General features: G+C 60.5%; 20 protein-coding genes. 9 read left to right on the top strand and 11 right to left on the bottom strand.

The genetic code is table 11. From position 1 onward, the window contains the following. Nucleotides 1-20: 20 nt before the first annotated feature. The 5 genes from ADS46_RS17895 to ADS46_RS17875 form a co-directional block, all read right to left on the bottom strand. Entirely contained in the window at nucleotides 21-281 is a 261-nt protein-coding gene (locus tag ADS46_RS17895) for a hypothetical protein (RefSeq protein WP_066322483.1), read from the bottom strand. 33 nt (nucleotides 282-314) lie between these two features. Beyond that, nucleotides 315-746, bottom strand: a complete 432-nt coding sequence (locus ADS46_RS17890; RefSeq protein ID WP_066322481.1) for a DoxX family protein — start codon at nucleotides 744-746, stop codon at nucleotides 315-317. A 156-nt stretch (nucleotides 747-902) separates the two neighbouring features. Continuing rightward, nucleotides 903-1469: a sigma-70 family RNA polymerase sigma factor gene (locus ADS46_RS17885; protein WP_066322479.1), complete on the bottom strand. Its 567-nt coding sequence runs from the start codon at nucleotides 1467-1469 to the stop codon at nucleotides 903-905. 55 nt (nucleotides 1470-1524) lie between these two features. Then, complete coding sequence (locus tag ADS46_RS17880; protein ID WP_066322477.1) at nucleotides 1525-1833, bottom strand: EthD family reductase; 309 nt, start codon at nucleotides 1831-1833, stop codon at nucleotides 1525-1527. A gap of 60 nt (nucleotides 1834-1893) precedes the next feature. Continuing rightward, a complete protein-coding gene (locus ADS46_RS17875; RefSeq protein WP_066322476.1) occupies nucleotides 1894-2451 on the bottom strand; it encodes a carboxymuconolactone decarboxylase family protein in 558 nt (185 codons plus the stop codon). A gap of 256 nt (nucleotides 2452-2707) precedes the next feature. Here ADS46_RS17875 and ADS46_RS17870 point away from each other — a divergent pair, with 256 nt between their 5' ends. Then, on the top strand, nucleotides 2708-3766 hold the full coding sequence (locus ADS46_RS17870) for a L,D-transpeptidase family protein (RefSeq protein ID WP_082926140.1): 1059 nt from the start codon (nucleotides 2708-2710) through the stop codon (nucleotides 3764-3766). 86 nt (nucleotides 3767-3852) lie between these two features. Here the strand turns inward: ADS46_RS17870 and ADS46_RS17865 are convergent, their stop codons facing one another. Next, the gene (locus ADS46_RS17865) at nucleotides 3853-4197 is read right to left on the bottom strand and encodes a DsrE/DsrF/TusD sulfur relay family protein (protein WP_066322473.1); all 345 of its coding nucleotides are present in this window, start codon (nucleotides 4195-4197) and stop codon (nucleotides 3853-3855) included. A 112-nt stretch (nucleotides 4198-4309) separates the two neighbouring features. Here ADS46_RS17865 and ADS46_RS17860 point away from each other — a divergent pair, with 112 nt between their 5' ends. Together ADS46_RS17860 and ADS46_RS17855 are read left to right on the top strand one after the other, a co-directional pair. After that, nucleotides 4310-4966, top strand: coding sequence for an ArsR/SmtB family transcription factor (locus ADS46_RS17860; RefSeq protein WP_066322471.1), 657 nt, complete (start codon nucleotides 4310-4312; stop codon nucleotides 4964-4966). 14 nt (nucleotides 4967-4980) lie between these two features. Then, entirely contained in the window at nucleotides 4981-5805 is an 825-nt protein-coding gene (locus ADS46_RS17855) for a sterol desaturase family protein (RefSeq protein ID WP_066322470.1), read from the top strand. On the opposite strand, the gene ADS46_RS17850 is transcribed toward ADS46_RS17855, so the two are convergent. The 3 genes from ADS46_RS17850 to ADS46_RS17840 form a co-directional block, all read right to left on the bottom strand. Further along, nucleotides 5771-6343, bottom strand: a complete 573-nt coding sequence (locus ADS46_RS17850) for a DinB family protein (protein ID WP_066322469.1) — start codon at nucleotides 6341-6343, stop codon at nucleotides 5771-5773. The genes ADS46_RS17855 and ADS46_RS17850 overlap by 35 nt on opposite strands. A 77-nt stretch (nucleotides 6344-6420) precedes the next feature. Further along, the gene (locus tag ADS46_RS17845) at nucleotides 6421-6672 is read right to left on the bottom strand and encodes a hypothetical protein (RefSeq protein ID WP_066322468.1); all 252 of its coding nucleotides are present in this window, start codon (nucleotides 6670-6672) and stop codon (nucleotides 6421-6423) included. A 57-nt stretch (nucleotides 6673-6729) separates the two neighbouring features. Then, nucleotides 6730-9021, bottom strand: coding sequence for a PqqD family peptide modification chaperone (locus ADS46_RS17840; RefSeq protein WP_066322467.1), 2292 nt, complete (start codon nucleotides 9019-9021; stop codon nucleotides 6730-6732). Nucleotides 9022-9274: 253 nt separating this feature from the next. Between ADS46_RS17840 and ADS46_RS17835 the strand changes: the two genes are divergently transcribed. The 3 genes from ADS46_RS17835 to ADS46_RS17825 all read left to right on the top strand — a co-directional run bounded on the left by ADS46_RS17835 (nucleotide 9275) and on the right by ADS46_RS17825 (nucleotide 11896). After that, on the top strand, nucleotides 9275-10261 hold the full coding sequence (locus ADS46_RS17835) for a sulfurtransferase (protein ID WP_066322465.1): 987 nt from the start codon (nucleotides 9275-9277) through the stop codon (nucleotides 10259-10261). A gap of 222 nt (nucleotides 10262-10483) precedes the next feature. Continuing rightward, on the top strand, nucleotides 10484-11068 hold the full coding sequence (locus ADS46_RS17830; RefSeq protein WP_066322463.1) for a TetR/AcrR family transcriptional regulator: 585 nt from the start codon (nucleotides 10484-10486) through the stop codon (nucleotides 11066-11068). A gap of 48 nt (nucleotides 11069-11116) precedes the next feature. Then, the gene (locus ADS46_RS17825; RefSeq protein ID WP_066322458.1) at nucleotides 11117-11896 is read left to right on the top strand and encodes a ZIP family metal transporter; all 780 of its coding nucleotides are present in this window, start codon (nucleotides 11117-11119) and stop codon (nucleotides 11894-11896) included. A 12-nt stretch (nucleotides 11897-11908) separates the two neighbouring features. Here ADS46_RS17825 and ADS46_RS17820 read toward each other — a convergent pair whose 3' ends face one another. Then, entirely contained in the window at nucleotides 11909-12373 is a 465-nt protein-coding gene (locus ADS46_RS17820; RefSeq protein WP_066322455.1) for a MerR family transcriptional regulator, read from the bottom strand. A 68-nt stretch (nucleotides 12374-12441) separates the two neighbouring features. On the opposite strand from ADS46_RS17820, the gene ADS46_RS17815 reads away from it, so the two are divergent. Next, nucleotides 12442-14580 carry a heavy metal translocating P-type ATPase gene (locus ADS46_RS17815; protein ID WP_066322452.1) on the top strand — a complete coding sequence of 713 codons (2139 nt, stop codon included), beginning with the start codon at nucleotides 12442-12444 and terminating at the stop codon, nucleotides 14578-14580. 12 nt (nucleotides 14581-14592) lie between these two features. Here the strand turns inward: ADS46_RS17815 and ADS46_RS17810 are convergent, their stop codons facing one another. Next, complete coding sequence (locus ADS46_RS17810) at nucleotides 14593-15606, bottom strand: isocitrate dehydrogenase (RefSeq protein WP_066322444.1); 1014 nt, start codon at nucleotides 15604-15606, stop codon at nucleotides 14593-14595. 550 nt (nucleotides 15607-16156) lie between these two features. Between ADS46_RS17810 and ADS46_RS17805 the strand changes: the two genes are divergently transcribed. Together ADS46_RS17805 and ADS46_RS17800 are read left to right on the top strand one after the other, a co-directional pair. After that, nucleotides 16157-17647 carry a SulP family inorganic anion transporter gene (locus tag ADS46_RS17805; RefSeq protein WP_066322443.1) on the top strand — a complete coding sequence of 497 codons (1491 nt, stop codon included), beginning with the start codon at nucleotides 16157-16159 and terminating at the stop codon, nucleotides 17645-17647. Between the two features lie 35 nt (nucleotides 17648-17682). Continuing rightward, complete coding sequence (locus ADS46_RS17800) at nucleotides 17683-18543, top strand: universal stress protein (protein ID WP_066322632.1); 861 nt, start codon at nucleotides 17683-17685, stop codon at nucleotides 18541-18543. Nucleotides 18544-18569: the final 26 nt, after the last annotated feature.

Raw genomic sequence — 18569 nt, 5'->3', positions numbered from 1 at the left:
GGGTGAGCTAAGCTTGACCTTTATGAGGCGGCTTCACCTTCACCTTCACCTTCACCTTCACCTTCGGCTTCAGCTTCGGCTTCACCTTCAGCTTCAGCGCCACCCTCAGCTTCGGCTCCACCTTCTGCTGCGGCCATCATGTAATAACCGGATTCAGTGGTAACGTCGGAGTAGACGGCATGCACTGCTGAGCCACCGGCGACCAGAGCCAGAACGGGGACCGCATAGGCACAACCTTTGGACAGGCGATCCAGCAGCGATTGTCGTTTATCGTTTGGCATAAAGCCTCCTTTGCAAAGGTATAGGTTTAGTTGTTAAGCGCTGTTACCTCTGGCCAGCATATAGGTTGCCATCATTGCCAGCGTCACCTGAAACATCATGCCTCCTAAAGGATGCGAAGATGTGGCCATGAAGTGCCATTGCCCCCAGTGCACCATGAAGATGGCGCCGAGCAGGATGGGCACCATACCCAGCGCGCCCAGGCGAGTTATGAGGTCGCCCAAGCGACTCTTCATCAACCCACCCAGGACGACAAGCAAACCGGTGCCAATCTCACCCAGGGCCACAAGAACGCCAAGAATGAGCGGTAGGTTCATCATGGTCGAAAATGCGGCAATCCCTGAGCCCATGAATTTGTCGACCCCCATGTAAACAAAGACACTTGCAAGGCCCAGACGCAGCAGCCAGTGTGCATGGCGTTCTATTCCAAGTACGTCTATAGAGCGTGTGGTCGCGTCGTTTTGCATGTAATTGTCTCCTCCCCGATGCCAAACCTTAATGATCTCTTAGCGATGGTTGACCGCTAGCCTTAAAAGCGATCAACCCTTGCTATACGTGTCTTGGTGGTGGAGAGGCGTAAAACTTTACAGCGGATCGAATATTTTTGAGGGGGGAGGGAAACGTTAGGCTAACCAGCCTTTCTCGATGCAGTCGCGCAACTTTAGCCTTGCGCGGTGCAGGATGACCCAGCAGTTGGACTCTGAGATATCGAGCACATTGCATATTTCCGGTGTTGAAAGCTCCATGAGTTCACGCATCGTGAACACGCGGGCCGTGTTTTCCGGCAATGCCACCAGGCAGGCATCCAACACTTTCCAGAAAGCCGTATTTTCGAGCACTTGATCGGGGTCGCCCCATGGCGTTGGACGTTTCGTCGCCTGCCAGCGGCCGTTGTCCTGAAACAGGTTTTCCAGCGCGTCGTCGTCACTTTGCTCATCACTCTGCCACGCGACATAGCGGCCTTGCTGGCGGAGTCTTTCGAGTATCTTGTTTTTGAGGATGCCGAAGACCCAGGTTTCAAAAGCGGAACGCCCGGCAAAGGTATCGTGTTTTTCCAGTGCAGTGACCAGCGTGTCCTGCACGGTATCTTCGGCGGCGGCGTTATCGCGCAGCTGTAAGCGAGCAAAGGCGACAAGCTTGGGTCTTAGCGCCGCAATATGTTCATCGGGTGAATGCGTGGCGGTTATCACGTTAGTCCTCAACGACAAGATCTGATGGCAGAAATGTTCAAGCTTATACGCCAGTCTAGTCCGGTGTATCGATCACGTCGTTTACCTGTAGAACCGGCTCCACATTGGTGAAGTTGGCGATATCGGCCAGCAACTGATTGCCGACTTCTGCGAACGCCGCTTCAAAGCGTTGAGCCGAGTCAAACCCCAGGTGCGCCACAAGATGGTAGGGGGCTTGAGGGTCGATCTGGCGGTGGACACGAAGATAGCGTAAACCGCGCTCGCCCAGCAGTGAATTTACCAGCGGTGCATGTTTTTCCAGGTAGTAGTCATCGTCAAAGGACAGCGTATCTGTATTCGGGTAGGCAACCATGACGTCAATCATCAATTTCTCCAGCTAAAAAATAGGCTTGTGGCCGCATTCGCGACCACAAGTTAACGCGGTTTATGACGCGGGTGCTTCCCACGCAAGCGGCTTGAGCTCTTCGTTGAGCGGTGTGCCGGCAAGGTGGTTGGTGTAGTTCGAGAGTGTTTTCAGCGCGCAGGCAATGACCAGCTCGAGCACCTGCTGGTGGGTGAAACCTGCTTCAAGGAAAGCATCCAGCTCGGCTTGCTCAGCCCAGCCACGCTGAGCGTTCAAGTGGCGTGCAAAACGCGTCACGGCCGCCAGCTTGGCATCGTTGGGCGTCTTGCGGTCGCGCAGATCCTTGACGATCTCGTCGTCGGCTCCGGCTTGCTTGATGCCACCGGTATGCGCAGCGACACAAAAGGCGCAGTGGTTGTCAGCGCTGATGGCCAGCAGGGCCGCCTGCTGTTCCACCGGGCTCAGGCTGGTCTTGGCATAGATGCCGTCAAGGGTCATATAGGCTTCGAGAAGCGTCGGCGCCTCGGCCATCTTGGCGAAGATATTGGGCAGGAAGCCCATTTTCTTTTCGGCGGCTTTCAGGTTCGCTTGCGCTGCTTCGGGTGCGCTATCGGCGGTATGTAATGGAAAATCGGCCATTTCGCTCTCCTTGGATCGATAAAAATCAGTTGATGCAGGCTTGCTGCATTGTGCTCCTTGATTATGGAACAATTGGTTCAAAAATGGCAATGGTCAACGACAATAATCCAATTAGCTGCCGTAGTTGAAAAATCTGTAAAGTTTTGGCCGGATGCCTCACCAACACATGGCGAGCGGCTTTGCACCGCACCGGCTGCGCTGTCGAGAGGCTAGCGCGCCGTCCCGAGTGACCCTCAATGCCGAGTAAAGAAGCCTAATGAGTCGAGTGATAATGCCAGTAGACCGTCAATATGCCCCCAAGCGAACTCATGTCGCCTTGATAGTGGGGGCGTTGATGCTTCCCGGGATGGCCACGGCCCAGCCAGACCCGAATGCGGACGGTTATTATGCGATACCGGCGCAGGGCGAACTGATTGGGCAGGACTACGAAGTCATCGCCAATCAAGACGATACGCTTTTGGATATCGCCCGGGAACATAATGTTGGCTACGAGGAAATCCGCTCCGCCAATCCCGACGTCAGTCTTTGGGTGCCCGGCGAAGGTACGTCGGTGACGATTCCGCGTCGGCATATCCTGCCTGACGTCGAGCGCAAGGGTGTGGTGATTAATATTGCCGAGTTGAGGCTCTATTACTATCCCGAGACAAGCGAAGGGCAGCCATCGCGCGTGGCGACCTACCCCATCGGTATTGGGCGAGAGGGGTATGATACGCCGCTGGGCATTACCCAGACCATCATGCGGCTGGAACAGCCGGCTTGGTATCCCCCCAGTTCGATGCGCCAGGAGGCGGCCGAGCGGGGTGACCCACCGCCAGAGGTCGTGCTTCCCGGTCCCGATAACCCCCTTGGCGAGTACGCCATCCTGCTGGATATCCCTGGCTATTTGATTCATGGCACGAACCAGCCCGACGGTATCGGCATGCGGGCCAGCCGTGGCTGTATCCGCATGTACCCTGAAGATATCGAATCCGTCTTTGATGAAGTGCCCACCAATACCCAGGTCAATATCATCGACCACTCAATCAAGGTGGGGGAGGACGAGCAGGGGAACAGCTACTTTCAGGTCTTCAAGAGCGTCGAGGGCGTCGAATCGGGCATCGAGCAGTTAGAGGACATGCTGGTAACGAGAGGTGTCATTGAGGAGCAGGGGGGAGGCCTCCTGGACAAGGTTCGGCTGCTGCCGCATTTTGCTGAACCCGACGACCGGATACATTCGTTATCGTCCTTTTATCAAGCGGTGATCGAGCCGCCTAGCGAGACCGATGTCATGACAGTTTATAGCTTGATGGACGAGCCAGCAGCGGCAAGCTGCTAGCGCAAACGCTTTAAGGACCCCGCCTTCATTTTTTGGCAACCAGCGTTTTCATGTCTTGAGTCGACAAGTGATTGTTACAGAAAAAGTTAAAAGATCAGTACTTTATCCGCCTGCTCGGTAAGCTCGGCGAGTTCGTCCATGGTGCTGCGTTCGGCGCCCTTGACCACCTCCTCCTCGGTGATTCCCCGTGCATCCATGCAGGTGCCGCATAGCAGCACGCGACCCTTGTTGATCACGCGTTTGACCATGCGTTCGGCGTTGTAGAAACCGTCTGGTGTCTTCTGGCCCCCTTTTGCGCCCGAGACCGCATCGCCCATGAGAAAGACGTTTACTTCTGCTTCACGTTTGAGTAGCGCATGGGCCAGGCGTAGGCCGTTATAGAGTCGCTCGGTGCCGTAGGGAGGGTCGTTAATGATGATTAATGTTTGCATAGCGTTTCTCCTTGAGTATCATTCTATTAATCAATAGAATGATTTTTAGTCTGAGTAATAAACTTATTAGCTGTCAAGCTTGAACGCGACGAAAATCCAGGGAGCAGACACGATGACATCGCAACAAGACGTACTCGATACCTTGGCCCAGGTGGCCCGGGCCATGGGTAATGGCCACCGGCTGGCCCTGTTGGAACGCTTGGCACAGATGGGCGCGCCGGTGGAAAGTCTGGCCAGCAAAACCAACCTCACCGTAGGCAACGCCTCCCAGCACCTCCAACAGCTGCGTCGGGCGGGGTTGGTGACCGCCAGCCGTTCGGGCAAGCAGATGATTTATCGCCTCAGCGATGAGCGCATCGTCACCTTGATGAGCCTGCTGCGGCAGGTCGCCGAAACCAACCTGGCTGAAATGGAGCGTCTGGTCAGTCAACTGTTCGCCGACGACGATGCAGGCGGGGTGATGAGGGCCGTTTCACGGGATGAACTGCTGGCCGGGCTCGAACGCGGGGAGGTGGTGTTGCTGGATGTGCGGCCTGAAGAGGAGTACGCAGCGGGCCACCTGCCCGAGGCGCTGAATATCCCGCTGGCATCGCTGGAATCCATGCTGGATCAACTGCCTCGTGATCGCGAAATCGTGGCCTACTGCCGGGGCCCTTACTGCGCGCTTTCCCATCAAGCCGAGATGTGGCTGCGCGAACGCGGCTTTCAGGTCAGGCGGTTTGCCGAAGGCTTTCCCGAGTGGAAAGCAGCGGGGTTACCGCTGGGATAAGAGGAGGCGTTGCCATGCAAGCGCTGCTTTTAGACGACGAGCCGCTGATTCGCGGGACGGCCTTTGTGGTGGTGCTGTTGACCATGGCCGGTTGGGAGGTAGTGGCGCAGCGGCGACCCCAACGTATCGGGCGGGGCAAACGCTGGCCGAGCAACTTGCTGATCGTGATGATAGATACGCTGGCGGTGCGCGTAGCGTTTCCGCTGGCGGCGGTCGGTACGGCGCTGTTGGTCGCTGATCAGGGGTGGGGGCTGTTTAACGTATTCGCGGTGCCGGTCTGGCTGGCAGTGGTGGTATCAGTGCTGGTGCTGGATGTGGCCATCTATTTTCAACATCGCCTATTTCATGCGATGCCGTGGCTATGGCGGTTGCACCGTATGCACCATGCCGACCTGGAGTTCGATTTCACTACCGGGCTGCGCTTTCACCCGTTGGAAATCGTGCTGTCGATGGCGATCAAGATGGCGGTGGTGATGCTGCTGGGCGCACCCGCTGCCGCGGTCCTACTGTTTGAAGTGCTCCTGAATGCAACGTCGATGTTCAACCATGGCAACGTCCGCCTGTCGCGCAATCTGGATCGTCGACTGCGCTGGCTGGTGGTGACGCCGGATATGCATCGCGTCCATCACTCCATCATACGGCGCGAAACCGACAGCAATTTCGGCTTCAATCTGCCCTGGTGGGACAAGCTGTTCGGCACCTATCGCGACCAGCCGGAAAAGGGCCATCTGGGGATGACGATCGGCATCGAGGACTTTCGCAACGCCAAGGAACTGCGTCTGGATCGCATGCTCTTGCAGCCCCTCAGGCAGACGCCGCGGCGTGGCCGTGATGACTAGCCTGCCGCGCCCAGTAGCGAAGCGTCGATGGATGAACGCCGAAATGCTCGGGTAGCGCGATGCCCAGCTGTTCGCAGAGCGTGCCTAGCAGCGCCATATGATGAATGCTGTGGCTGGTCAGAAACGCCAGTTCCCGGCCCAGGCTGGTGGGCAGTGGCACCGAACTGTCAGCGTCACCCATCTCAACCGGATAGCTCAGCGTCAGGGCGGCATCGTGTGGCATGGTCGCTAATGTCTTGAGCCCCGCCTGCAGCGCTTCGACGCGCTCACCCGCGTAACCGGGCCGGGTTTCCAGCGCCGCTTCCCGCGGGCGTTGTTCATAGTCGAAGATCGCCTGGGTAGATGTCGTCGCGCAGGCATCCAGCAGCGTCTGGTAGTGCTCAAGGATATGGCGAACGTGCTTGCCTAGCGACTGAGTCCCCTTGGCGCCGAGCGGGCGTTGGTAATCCTTTGCAGACACGCGGCCCAGCAGTTGGGCGAGCTGCGCGAGGGTTTGCACGTTTTCGTCAATCAGTGGCGACAGCAATGATGTCGACATGGTCGTTAGCCTCCCGGTGAAATGTGCCGGTGCGGACACCGGCACAGAAGCAGTTAGTTTGACGGGCAGGGCCGGTGTTAACCGGCTTCGGCACCGCCTTCGCCTTCTCCTTCACCTTCCATTTCTTCCTCGCCTTCGCCAGCGCCTTCAGCACCGCCTTCGGCCAGCATCATGGGCGCTTCCTGCATCGAACTGAACCCGTCAGTGGGTTCGTCGGCCTGGGCCTGAAAGGCCAGGCCACCCGCGACCAGCGCCAGGGCAGGCGCTGTATAGCCGAACCGGCGACCAAGGCGGCTCAGTAAACGACGTTTTGCTTCTTGTTGAGACATGAGGCTTCTCCTTATAGTGTCATAAGTAAATGCGCCAGATGGCGCGACTTCCTGCCGCTATACCGCGGCGTGGGAAGAGGGTAAAAGCGGTGTCCGGTCAAGCCATTGGGTAACGGCCTCGACCTGGGTGCTGGCCAGCCGCGCGCGGTGCGCGCCCTGGGTCATGTGCTGCAGCGCGGTCAAGGCGTCAGGGCTTAACCCTTGCGGTTGATCTGCTGTTTCCTGGGCCCTGGGCAGCAGGGCGCCGAGCAACTCGAGCGACGACGGTGCTTCGGAGCTGTCGCTCGGGGCGTCATCAAGCCATAAAAGCCCAACGCAAGGGCCGCGTTCCTGAAACAGGAACCCGGCACCCTCAAGCGGTAGATTAAGCGGTTCCAGGCTGTCCGGTGCGGCCAGCGAGAGGCGTGTCCCGCGCGTCAGGGCAAGGCCATTCTGCGCCGCCACGGTTTTCAGCGTGTCCATCGCCTGGGCAGACTTTTGGGCGGGCACAACGCAGACGACATGTCCCTCCGGCCGACTCAGCAGGACGACGTCGAGTACCAGCTGCCCGTCTCTCACGGCGTGGGACAAGCAGTGCTGGGTGATAGCGGGGACGATGTTGTCGAGGCGCAGACGCGAGCGAATCACCCGGCTGTCGCTGGTCAGGCAGTAACCGTTGGCGCTTTCCAGGACATGCAGCGACGTGTCGGCGGCGTTGCCGTCGGTGTCCAGCAGCGGCGTCAGTGTCTCGGCAATCATGGCTGATACAGGGCCCTCGGGCGCGCTGATCGACCAACGGCGCTGATCGAAGAACAGCGTACTGCGCCAGGTGGCGGGACGCTCGCGAGCGGGGGAGGCCGTGTCGGGCGCGGAGGTGTCGCCATCCCCGGGCGTCAGCAGGCCGTGCTGCCACCATTGCGCAAGGGTCGCCCAGAGGTCGCTGGCCAGGGTGTCGGCATCGACCTGCCCGCTGCTTGCCTCTTGGAGCTGTTCAATCACCCTCTCGAGCGGCGCGCCTTCGCTGACCAGCAGCCAGATCAGTGCCGCGCTGTCGTTAAGCTGGAAATAGCACCCGCTGGGGTGGTGATAAAGCGCCAGACGATCGTCATCGATCAGCTCACTGACGTCCTGGCCTTGGAAAGACAGGCTCAGCGGAGCGAGTTCAGTCGCCAGCCGGTAATCGGCAAGGCTGGGTAGCCCGACAAAGGGCAGGTAGCGATGGGCGTCCTGGGTCGGGTAGAGCGGCACGAAGCCACCCGCCCGTTCGCGCTCGGCCGCCAGCGCAGCGGCATCGAAGGTGGCCGTCTCCCGGGGCGGCTGAGTCAGCCCGGTCAGGGCGATCATGTCCTCCACCAGCCCGGTTTTGACGGCCTCTTCGACCACGCCGCCGTGTTCGGGCTTGGCGCAGGTGCCCAGCGAAGGACTCAGGTTGCACTCCAGAATCCAGGGCTTGAGCTGGTCGTCGACCAGGCAGTCCAGGCCGATCAACTCGTAACAGCCCCGCGGGTCGGCGCCGTCTTCCCGGGAGCGGGCGCGCATCGCTTCGACCCCGGAGAGCGCGGTCAGCGTGGCCAGATCCTGCAACTGGTCAAACAGTGCCTGATCGTCGTGGCCCTGCTCGCGAAGCCAGTGGCGATAGCGGTCAAGGTCGATAAACTCCACCGGAATCTCGGCATCCAGGTTGAGCGCGTTGATGTCGGGGTTGGTCAGCTGGCTAAAGGGATTGTCGATGTCATCCGGGCTCCACGGCGCCGAGGCCAGCTTGGCAAAGCCCTGGTCGTAGAGATAGATGCGTAGCGGGTCAATGCTGGCGATCAGCATATACAGGCGCAGCACGTACTTGTGGCCGCGGATGGTATGCGGGTTGGCAACGTATTCCTGCACCAGCCAGTTGGGTTCCAGTGGCGCGGTGGTCGGATCGCGCAACACCTGAACCCCTTGGCCCTTGGACGCATTGGTCGGTTTCAGGATCCAGCGCTTATCGGGATGCGCGGCGGCGTCTTCGACCAGCGCCGGGTAGTCGTGGGGCATTTCATAGGCGCGGGGGAAGAAATTCAACCGCTTCGTGTTGGGGTGCGCTTCCCCAAAGTGGCGCCGGGTGCGTTCGCGCAGCGTCTTCAGGCCCGCATGCAGGCGGCTTTTGACCGTGAGCGCGGCGTTGCCGGGGATGTGGTTCATCACCTGGCGGGGGGAGGTTGCCTTGAACGCCGCCCTGGGCGGCATGCCGGTGACCCAGGCCGCCTGCCACTGCGTTTCGTCGCCCTGCTCCCAGCCCTCGGCTTCCAGGGTCTGACGAAAAAAAAGGTCCTGCTCGGCGTGGCGTTTGCCGCTCAGCCAAAAGCGTGGTGGGGGAGTAGCGTGCGCGCTCATCCTGGGCTCCTTGTCGGGTCGTTACCAGTGAGTGGTCGATCAGCGCGATTGCTTACACAACATTTTCAGCGATTTTGCAAAGCAGACCCTGCATCGATGCCACGACCATTGGTACCTTTATCTATACGGTTATGCCAAAAAAGCATTTTGATAATGGTTTTATATCACCCACTATCATATTAATGTACCAAACGTTCTTTCGCCTGTTTTACTGAAGTCGATGAGCGTTGCTCGCGACCGCAATGGAGGTTTTATGTCCCGCTTACTATTGGGCCTGATCGGCGCCCTGGGGTTTTCCGCCCAGGCCTTAGCACTTGAAGAAAAGCCACTTGAAGAAACGCCGCTTGAAATGACGCCGCTGGTGGATGCCGAGTGGCTGAACGAGCATCTTGATCAAGAGGAACTTGTGGTATTGGACGTGCGTTCGTCCATCGACGATGGCGGCGATGCCGAGAGCTTTGCCGAGGCCCGCATTCCGGGCAGCCGCTATTCAAGCTACACCGATGACGGCTGGCGCGAAACCCGCGACAGCGTAGCGGGCTTGATGCCCGAGGTGAGCGATCTGGAAACGCTGATTGGCGATCTGGGTATCGATAACGACAGCGCGGTGGTGATTGTACCCGCCGGTACCGGCGCCACCGATTTCGGCAGCGCGGCGCGGGTGTATTGGACGCTCAAGGTCCTCGGCCACGACGATGTTGCCATCCTCAACGGTGGCTTTGCGGGCTGGGAACAGCAGGGCTTTGACGTGGCAAGCGGCGAGCCTGAGTCATACGATGCCGCGGAATTCGATGCCACGCTTCGCGAGGAGCTGATTGCGTCAACCGAGGACGTGGAAGCCGCCCGGGAAAGCCAAGCGCAGCTGGTCGACGCCCGGCCCGCCGACTATTTCGCCGGTGACAACCAATCCCCCGCGGCACGGGTGGCCGGTACGATTCCGGGCGCGCGGAGCCTGCCCCACCAGTCGCACCTGAACGACCAGAACGGTGCCTACTACCTGGACGTCGCCGGTCTGCAATCGCGTATCAATGCCGTGGAGCTGGATAGCAGCGAGCGCACGATCGCCTTCTGCAACACCGGTCACTGGGCTGCGACCGACTGGTTTGTGCTCAGCGAAGTCGCCGGGTTCGACAACATCGCCATGTATGACGGCTCGATGGCCGCCTGGACCGTCAGCGATTCCCGCCCGGTGCAGCTCGCTCGCGAAGGCATCAAGCAGGTGAAAGAGCTGCTGAACTAAGCCTTCAACGGCTTCCAAACGCATCCCATCCCCGGGTCGGCCAGGCCGCGCCGGGGGGGAGCGTTGCTGTGTCCCCTCGGCTGCCACGCGCAGCTTTTTCTTTGCCCCGCGGTCGCGAAGGGGCGCTGACTCCCCTAATCCCCCTGCAACATGTTAAATTAATGGCCTAGAGAGTGATTTGTCCCGTTGAAGCGTGGGCGACAGTTTCCAAGAGTGGTGACAATGACCATCGGCAGACCCTTACAGCATCAGCCGGAAGAAGCGCTAAAGGCGGCGGTTAACACCTTCTGGCGCTCTGGCTACTATCATACGTCCATGCGCGACCTGCTGGACGCCATGGCGCTGTCGCGCAGCAGCCTGTACCAGGCGTTCGGTAACAAAGAAGCGCTGTTCCTGCTAGCCCTGCAGAATTACCGCGAAGAACTGTTGGCGTCGCTGTCCGAACAGCTGGACGCCGCCGATAGCGCCTGGTCGTTTATCGAGCAGCTGTTGTATTCAGCCGCCGATACCGACAGCCAGCAGGCATCGCTTGGCTGTTTGCTGTTCAACTCCGCCACCGAGCTGGGCGGAGAAGACTCGCTGCCAGCGCAGACCGCTCGTGATAGCGTGGCGAGCGTGACGGCTTTCTTTCATGGCGTTATCAAGCGCGCCCAGCGCGAAGGCAGTATCGGTGAGACCCGCGATCCGCAAAGTGCCGCACAGTTTTTGACACTGTCGATGTCAGGGCTGCGGTTATTGATGAAGAGCGGTGCCTCGAAGCATCAGGCACAGCAAACCGTCGACTTTATTCTGCGCGGATTGGGTTAGCAGTAACCCCGTCGCACTGACCCTCTGGATAAAAGGCCCTTTTGGCGCATGGAAAATACCTTTTTACTCGGTTTCTTGGGTAGCCTTGCCGCTGGCTCGTTGACGGCCGTCGGTGCGTTACCGGTATTGCTGGGCAAAACCCCTGACCGCGGGTTTCGTGACCTGGCGCTGGGGTTTGCCGCCGGTGTCATGCTGGCAGCGTCGTTCTTTTCGCTGATCATTCCGGCGCTGGACGCCGCCGAAATCTATTACGCCGGTGGGCCGGTTCCCGCTGCCATTGTCTGCGCGGCGATCCTGCTGGGCATGGGGGCGATTGCCCTGCTCAATGAACGCCTCCCCCACGAGCATTTCCAGCAGGGTCGCGAAGGCCCCGAAGCCGCCTCGCTGCGGCGGGTATGGCTGTTCGTGTTTGCCATTGCCATTCACAACCTGCCCGAGGGCATGGCAGTGGGCGTTGGGTTCGGCGCCAACGGTCTCGAAGGCGGCATGCCGTTGGCGATCGGCATTGGCCTGCAAAACATACCGGAAGGGCTGGCCGTGGCTATTGCGCTCATGGGTGAGGGGTATTCACGGGTTCGCTCGTGGACGATTGCCGCGCTCACCGGGTTGATCGAGCCGATCGGTGGTCTGTTCGGTGCCAGTATCATCAGCGTCTCGCAGATATTGCTGCCCTGGGGTATGGCCTTTGCCGCCGGGGCGATGCTTTATGTGATCAGCCATGAAATCATCCCCGAGACTCACCGCTGTGGGCACCAGAAGAAGGCAACCTTTGGCCTGGCCATCGGCCTTGTGATCATGTTGTTCCTCGACGTGTGGCTGGGGGCGTAACGCGCCGCCGCATCAACGCAGCGCCTCCGCGCCGCCATGGGCGGCATCGTGGCTACACAGCCGGTGGTCGCTCAACACCTCGATAATCCGGCACTGGGCCACGCTGTCGCCGTCGCACTGGGCAACCGTGCGCTTCAGTTCGTCGCGCAGAACCATCAGCCGCTGAATGCGCGACTCCACCTCCGCCAGGTGCCGACGTGCCAGCTGATCGACCTGGTCGCACGGCTGGCTCGGGTGGTCGGCCATATCGAGTAGCTCCCGCACGGCCTCCACCGAGAAGCCGAAATCCCGCGCATGACGAATGAACATCAAGCGCTGCACCGTTGCCTCGCTGTAACGCCGCTGGTTGCCCTCATTGCGCGGGGCGGCGGGCAGCAGGCCGATCTTCTCGTAATAGCGCACCGTCTCCGGCTTGCAGTGGGTGCGGCTGGCGAGTTCGCCGATGCCGATAGCGGCCTGGCTTGGCGTGCTGGTCATGGCTTGAACCTCTAGTGACTACAGGTATTAGGCTGATCCCAATATAGTTGACTGGGAAGGACGATGCCATGACCACTCGCCAGCAAGACACCCGCGACACCGCGCGCCTGAATGTCCAGGGCATGGACTGTGGCGGCTGCGAGCGCAAGGTAGAGGCAGCGCTTGAAGGGTTGTCGCAGGTTGAACAGGTCAACGCCTCCAGCATGAGCGGTACCGTGAGTGTGACCGCCTATGCCGACCAGGCGCTGGACCATGACAGCTTGAAACACACGCTTTCCAGGCTTGGCTATCCGGTGATTGAAGCCTCGCCATCGACGGCATCGACGCCGCGCTGGTGGAACACGACCAAAGGACGCCTGGTGGTGGTCAGTGGCGCGCTGCTGGTCATGGCGTGGCTGCTTTCCTGGGGTCTGCCTGAAGTGGGTGCCTGGCCATTCGTATTGGCCACGCTGATCGGTTGGCTGCCGATCGGGCAGGTGGCCTGGCGCTCGCTGCGCATGGGCAATCCGCTGACCATTGAAATGCTGATGAGTATCGCGGCCCTGGGGGCTTTAACCATCGGGGCCGCCGCTGAAGCGGCCATGGTGGTGTTCTTGTTCGCGGTGGGTGAGCTGCTCGAAGGCGTGGCGGCCGGGCAGGCACGACGCCGTATTGCCGCGCTGGGCAATCTGACGCCAGCGACGGCGCGTCTGCTTGAGGGGGAGGCCACCCGCGAGATAGCGGCGGATGCGTTGACGCCAGGCCAGCGGGTACTGGTGCGCCCCGGCGATCGCGTGCCTTGCGATGGACGTATCATCGCGGGTACCTCCCAGCTCGACGAGTCGCCCATCAACGGTGAGTCGGTGCCCCGGCAGCGGGCCGCCGGCGAGGAGATCTGGGCGGGCACGGTCAATCTCGACGCGGCGTTAGAGGTAGAGGTCACCCGGGGAGCTGCCGACAATACCATTGCCCGGATTATCCATCTGGTCGAAGAGGCGCAGGCCGCCAAAGCCCCCGTGGCGCGCTTTATCGATCGCTTTGCCCGCTGGTACATGCCATTGGTCGTCGGGGTGGCCGTGCTGGTGGCGGTGGTGCCGCCCTGGCTGACCGGGCTTGCCTGGTCCGAGTCGGTCTACCGGGCGCTGGCGCTGCTGCTGATCGCCTGCCCATGCGCACTGGTCATCTCGACACCCGCCGCCATTGCCGCGGGGCTTTCAACCGCCGCGCGGCATGGGCTGTTGATCAAGGGAGGCGCCGTACTTGAACAGCTTGGCAAGCTTCAGCGCGTGGCGGTGGATAAAACCGGCACCCTGACGGCGGGCGCGCCCAGCGTGACCGATGTGGAAGGCTGGGACGAGCCCAGTGAACAAGAGGTTGTCCGCCTGGCCGCTGCGCTGGAGCAGGACTCGAGCCACCCGGTGGCGCAGGCCATTGTGCAGCATGCAGAGCAGTTGGGGCTGTCGCTTGGCAGGGCATCCGAGGGGCAGGCTCAGGCCGGGCAGGGTGTCAGCGGTCGGTTCGAGGGGCGGGCGTTGACCCTTTCAAGTCCGCGCCATTGGCAGGGGACCGAGACCCAGTCAGCGCGAATTGCCGCGCTGGAAGCAGAGGGTAAAACGGTGGTCCTGTTGCTGGCTGAAGGAATCGCGCTTGGCGTGTTGGCGCTGCGCGACGAACCCCGCGAGGATACGCCAGCCGCGATTGAAGCGCTCAAACGCCTGGGCGTCAGCGTGGTGATGCTCAGCGGCGATAACGCGCGCACGGTAGCGGCCATGGGCGAGCAGCTGGGCATTGAGGCCGAGGGCGAATTGATGCCCGAAGCCAAGGCACAGCGCGTACGTGATTGGCAGGCACAGGGAATTGGGCCTGTCGGTAAAGTCGGCGACGGTATCAATGATGCCCCGGCGCTGGCGGCGGCAGACGTGGGGATCGCCATGGGCGGTGGAACCGATGTGGCGTTGGAAACCGCCGATGCGGCCTTGCTGAAGAACCGTGTGATGGGGGTTGCCGAACTCATCGCGCTGTCCCGGGCGACGCTGAACAACGTCAAGACCAACGTGGCGCTGGCGCTGGGTTTCAAGGCGTTGTTTCTGGTGTCGACCGTACTGGGTATCACCGGCATGTGGGTGGCAGTAATGGCTGACACCGGCGCTACCGTGTTGGTGACGCTTAACGCGATGCGTCTGTTGGGCTACCGGTTTCGCTCACCGGCCGTTACGCAAGGCCGGTGAGCGGAAGCTGGATTAGCGACCGACGTAGTCGACCAGTGCTTCGGCAAAGGTGTCGGTGGTGCCGGTGCCGCCCATGTCCGGGGTGACCATATCGCGGCGGTTTTCCAGCACGTCGCGAATCCCCTTGCGAATGGCAGTGGCTTTGTCGTCCATGTTCAGGTGGTCGAGCATCTGCGCCGCGGCCAGCAGCAGCGCGCAGGGGTTGGCGATCTTCTTGCCTTCGATATCCGGCGCGGAGCCGTGCACAGCCTCGAAGATCGCCGCTTTTTCGCCGATGTTGGCGCCCGGTGCCAGGCCAAGCCCGCCGACCAGACCCGCGCACAGGTCCGACATGATGTCGCCAAACAGGTTGGTGGTCACCACGACGTCGAACTGATGCGGGTTCATGACCAGCTGCATGCAGGCGTTGTCGACGATCATCTCCTGGAATTCGATGTCGGGGTATTCTTCGGCGATTTCCCGGGCAACGTCCAGGAAAAGCCCGGAGCTGGTCTTGATGATGTTGGCTTTATGTACGGCGGTGACTTTCTTGCGGCCGTTGCTTTTCGCCAATTCGAAGGCATAACGCACGATGCGCTCGGAGCCTTTGCGGGTCACCTTGATGACCGACAGGGCGGTATTGCCATCGTCGATGTATTCCTGGCCATCGGCGAGGTAAGCCCCTTCGGTGTTTTCCCGCACGGTGATCATGTCAATGTTGTCGTAGCGTGACTGAGTGCCGGGAAAGCTGATCGCAGGGCGCACATTGGCGTAAAGGTCGAAGTGACGGCGAAGCTGCACGTTGATGGAGGAGAAGCCCTTGCCGATCGGCGTGGTAAGTGGGCCCTTGAGCGCGATACCGTGTTTTTCGATGGCGTCCAGCGATGCCTGGGGAATCAGCGTGCCGTGTTTGTCCAGCGCGCCCAGACCGGCGTCGATAAATTCGTACTCCAAACCGCAATCCAGGGCATCCAGCACGCGTAGCGTGGCGTCCATGATTTCGGGGCCGATACCGTCGCCTTTGATCACTGCTATGGAATGGCTCATCTACTGCTCCTCTTCTCTCGGCGGGGGGCCGCTTCAACGTGGAAAGTTGGGACTCGATCAGTCGGTATATTGCATTGCAATGGTACGCCAAAGTGGTGGGCTTGGGCACCCTGCAGTCGTCGAACATGGTGCCTGCCTGACGGCCGTCAAGGAACGCCAACGGCGATGACCGGGTGCAGGGTGGTAAAATTACTGTTAGAATCTTGCGCCTTCCGCTGGCGCCTTTCTGGTTCAGGGCAGGCCACCGACAAATCCGTGTTGATGACACAGTGACCTTGTTTATGACGTTACCGGCACTTGCCACCTCAGGGCTGATGACTCCGCCCTAGGCTTTCCTTCCTATTTGCTGTGCATGACGCCTTCACCCGGCTGTCATCGCCTGGCGGTATCCTTGCGTACCGTTTTGCCATGCCCTGACGTCAGCGTACGTCGCTCTCACAAGCACCATTTGTACTACCCATGTACTACCCAAGCTCTTCACGTGCCGCTGTCGGGTGTTCTACGCCCCACGCTTGCGGCCTGTCGTTAACCTTCAACTATGGACCCCCGCATGTACGAAAAATTTAAACAGTCTTGGCTCTCGAACCTCAAGGGCGACACCCTGGCGGGTATCGTGGTGGCACTCGCCCTGATTCCCGAGGCCATCGCCTTCTCCATCATTGCAGGGGTCGACCCGAAAGTCGGCCTCTACGCCTCCTTCGCCATCTGCGTCATTATCGCTTTCACCGGCGGGCGCTCGGGCATGATCTCGGCTGCCACCGGGGCCATGGCGCTGCTGATGATCACCCTGGTCAAGGAACACGGGCTCGAGTATCTGCTGGCCGCCACGCTGTTGACCGGGGTATTCCAGATTGTCGCCGGCTACCTGAGGCTTGCCGACCTGATGCGCTTTGTCTCGCGCTCGGTGGTCACCGGGTTCGTGAATGCGCTGGCGATTCTGATTTTCATGGCGCAGTTGCCCGAGTTGACCGATGTGACCTGGCACGTTTATGCCATGACGGCGGCGGGGCTTGCGATCATCTACGGCTTTCCCTATGTGCCCGTTATCGGCCGGATGATTCCCTCGCCGTTGGTGTGCATCGTGGTACTGACCGCGGTTTACATGATTACCGGCATGGAGATTCGCAGCGTGGGCGATATGGGCGAATTGCCCGATAGCCTGCCTATCTTCCTGTGGCCGGACGTGCCGCTGAATCTTGAAACCCTGATGATCATCCTGCCGTACTCGCTGATGCTGACCGTGGTGGGGCTGCTGGAATCCATGATGACCGCCACGATCATCGACGATTTGACCGATACCAAAAGCGATAAAAATCGCGAGTGTAAAGGCCAGGGCATTGCCAATATCGGCTCGGGCCTGATCGGCGGCATGGCGGGCTGTGCGATGATCGGCCAGTCGGTGATCAACATTAAATCCGGCGGCCGTCGGCGTACCTCGACCCTGATTGCCGGTGTTGCGCTGCTGTTGATGGTGGTGTTCCTCGCCGACTGGGTCTCGCAGATCCCCATGGCGGCGCTGGTTGCGGTGATGATCATGGTAGCCGTGGGTACCTTCAGTTGGGAGTCCATCCGCGACCTCAAGAAACACCCCATGAGCACCAACTTCGTGATGGTGGCGACCGTTGTGGTCACTGTGGGCACCCACAACCTGGCGATTGGCGTCTTCGTGGGCGTGCTGCTGGCGGCGATGTTCTTCGCCAACAAGGTCGGCAACATCATGTATATCGGCTCGAAGGAAGTCACAGCGGGCAGCGAGCGCGAATACCAGGTCGTGGGCCAGGTGTTCTTTGCGTCCTCCGAGCGCTTTATCGACGCCTTTGATTTCAAGGAAAGCATCGACAAGGTCACCATCAATCTCTCCCGGGCCCACTTTTGGGATATCACCGCCGTGCAGGCGCTGGATCGGGTGGTGATCAAGTTCCGCCGCGAAGGCACCGAGGTTGAGCTGATCGGCCTCAACGAGGCGAGTGCCACCGTGGTGGATCGTTACGCCGTGCACGACGACCCCGTGGCGGTGGAAAAACTCATGGGCGGCCACTAACCAGCAAGGAGTGCACAATGTCTGATCAATTCTCAATGTCCGGTCAGGTACTGGCCGCCATCGACGGCTCATCGTTTTCAGAAAGCGTCTGCGATTACGCCGCCTGGGCCAGCCAGGCGCTGAACGCGCCGCTGGTGTTTGTTCACGTCGTGGACAACCATTCGCAAGCTCCCGAAGACCCCAATCTATCGGGCAGTCTGCGCCTCGGGGCGCGGGAAAAGCTCATGGAAGAGCTTTCCGACCTTGACGAGCAGCGGGCCAGGATCAACCGCGAGCAGGGCAAGCTGATGCTCGAGGCGGCCAAGGCGCGTGCCGTTGAAGACGGCATCGCCGACCCCGCCACCCGTCAGCGCAACGGTACCCTGGTGGAAACCCTGGTAGAGCTTGAAAACGATGTGCGTCTGCTGGTCATGGGCAAGCGCGGCGAAACCGCCGACCAGGCCAGCGGCCACCTGGGCTCAAACCTTGAACGCGTGGTGCGCGAAATGCATCGGCCGATTCTGATGGTGCCGCGAGGCGGTTTCAAAACCCCGGAAAAGGTCATGATGGCGTTCGACGGCAGCAAGACGGCGCGGAAGGGTATTGAAATGCTCGCCAAGAGCCCGCTGTTCAGCGGCATTGCCTGCCACGTGGTCATTGTTGGCGCCGATACCGGCGAGAACAGCTCGCAGCTCGAGTGGGCGCTTGCCACGCTGCGCGAGGCGGGCCACGAGGCCGAAGGGGCGATTCGCGCCGGTGAGGTGGAGGCCACGCTGCATGCGTACGCAGCAGATAACGACATCGACATGATGGTCATGGGCGCCTACGGTCATTCGCGCATTCGCCACTTGTTGGTGGGCAGTACCACCACCGACATGCTGCGCAAGAGCACCATTCCCGTGCTGATATTGCGTTAAGCACTGCCCAAACCGGCCCCTTCTGA

Origin of the sequence: Halomonas sp. G11 (genome assembly GCF_001663515.1) — a bacterium.
Taxonomy (GTDB): domain Bacteria; phylum Pseudomonadota; class Gammaproteobacteria; order Pseudomonadales; family Halomonadaceae; genus Vreelandella.
Note: the sequence above shows the minus strand (reverse complement) of the source record. Positions and strands in the feature narration are given on the sequence as shown.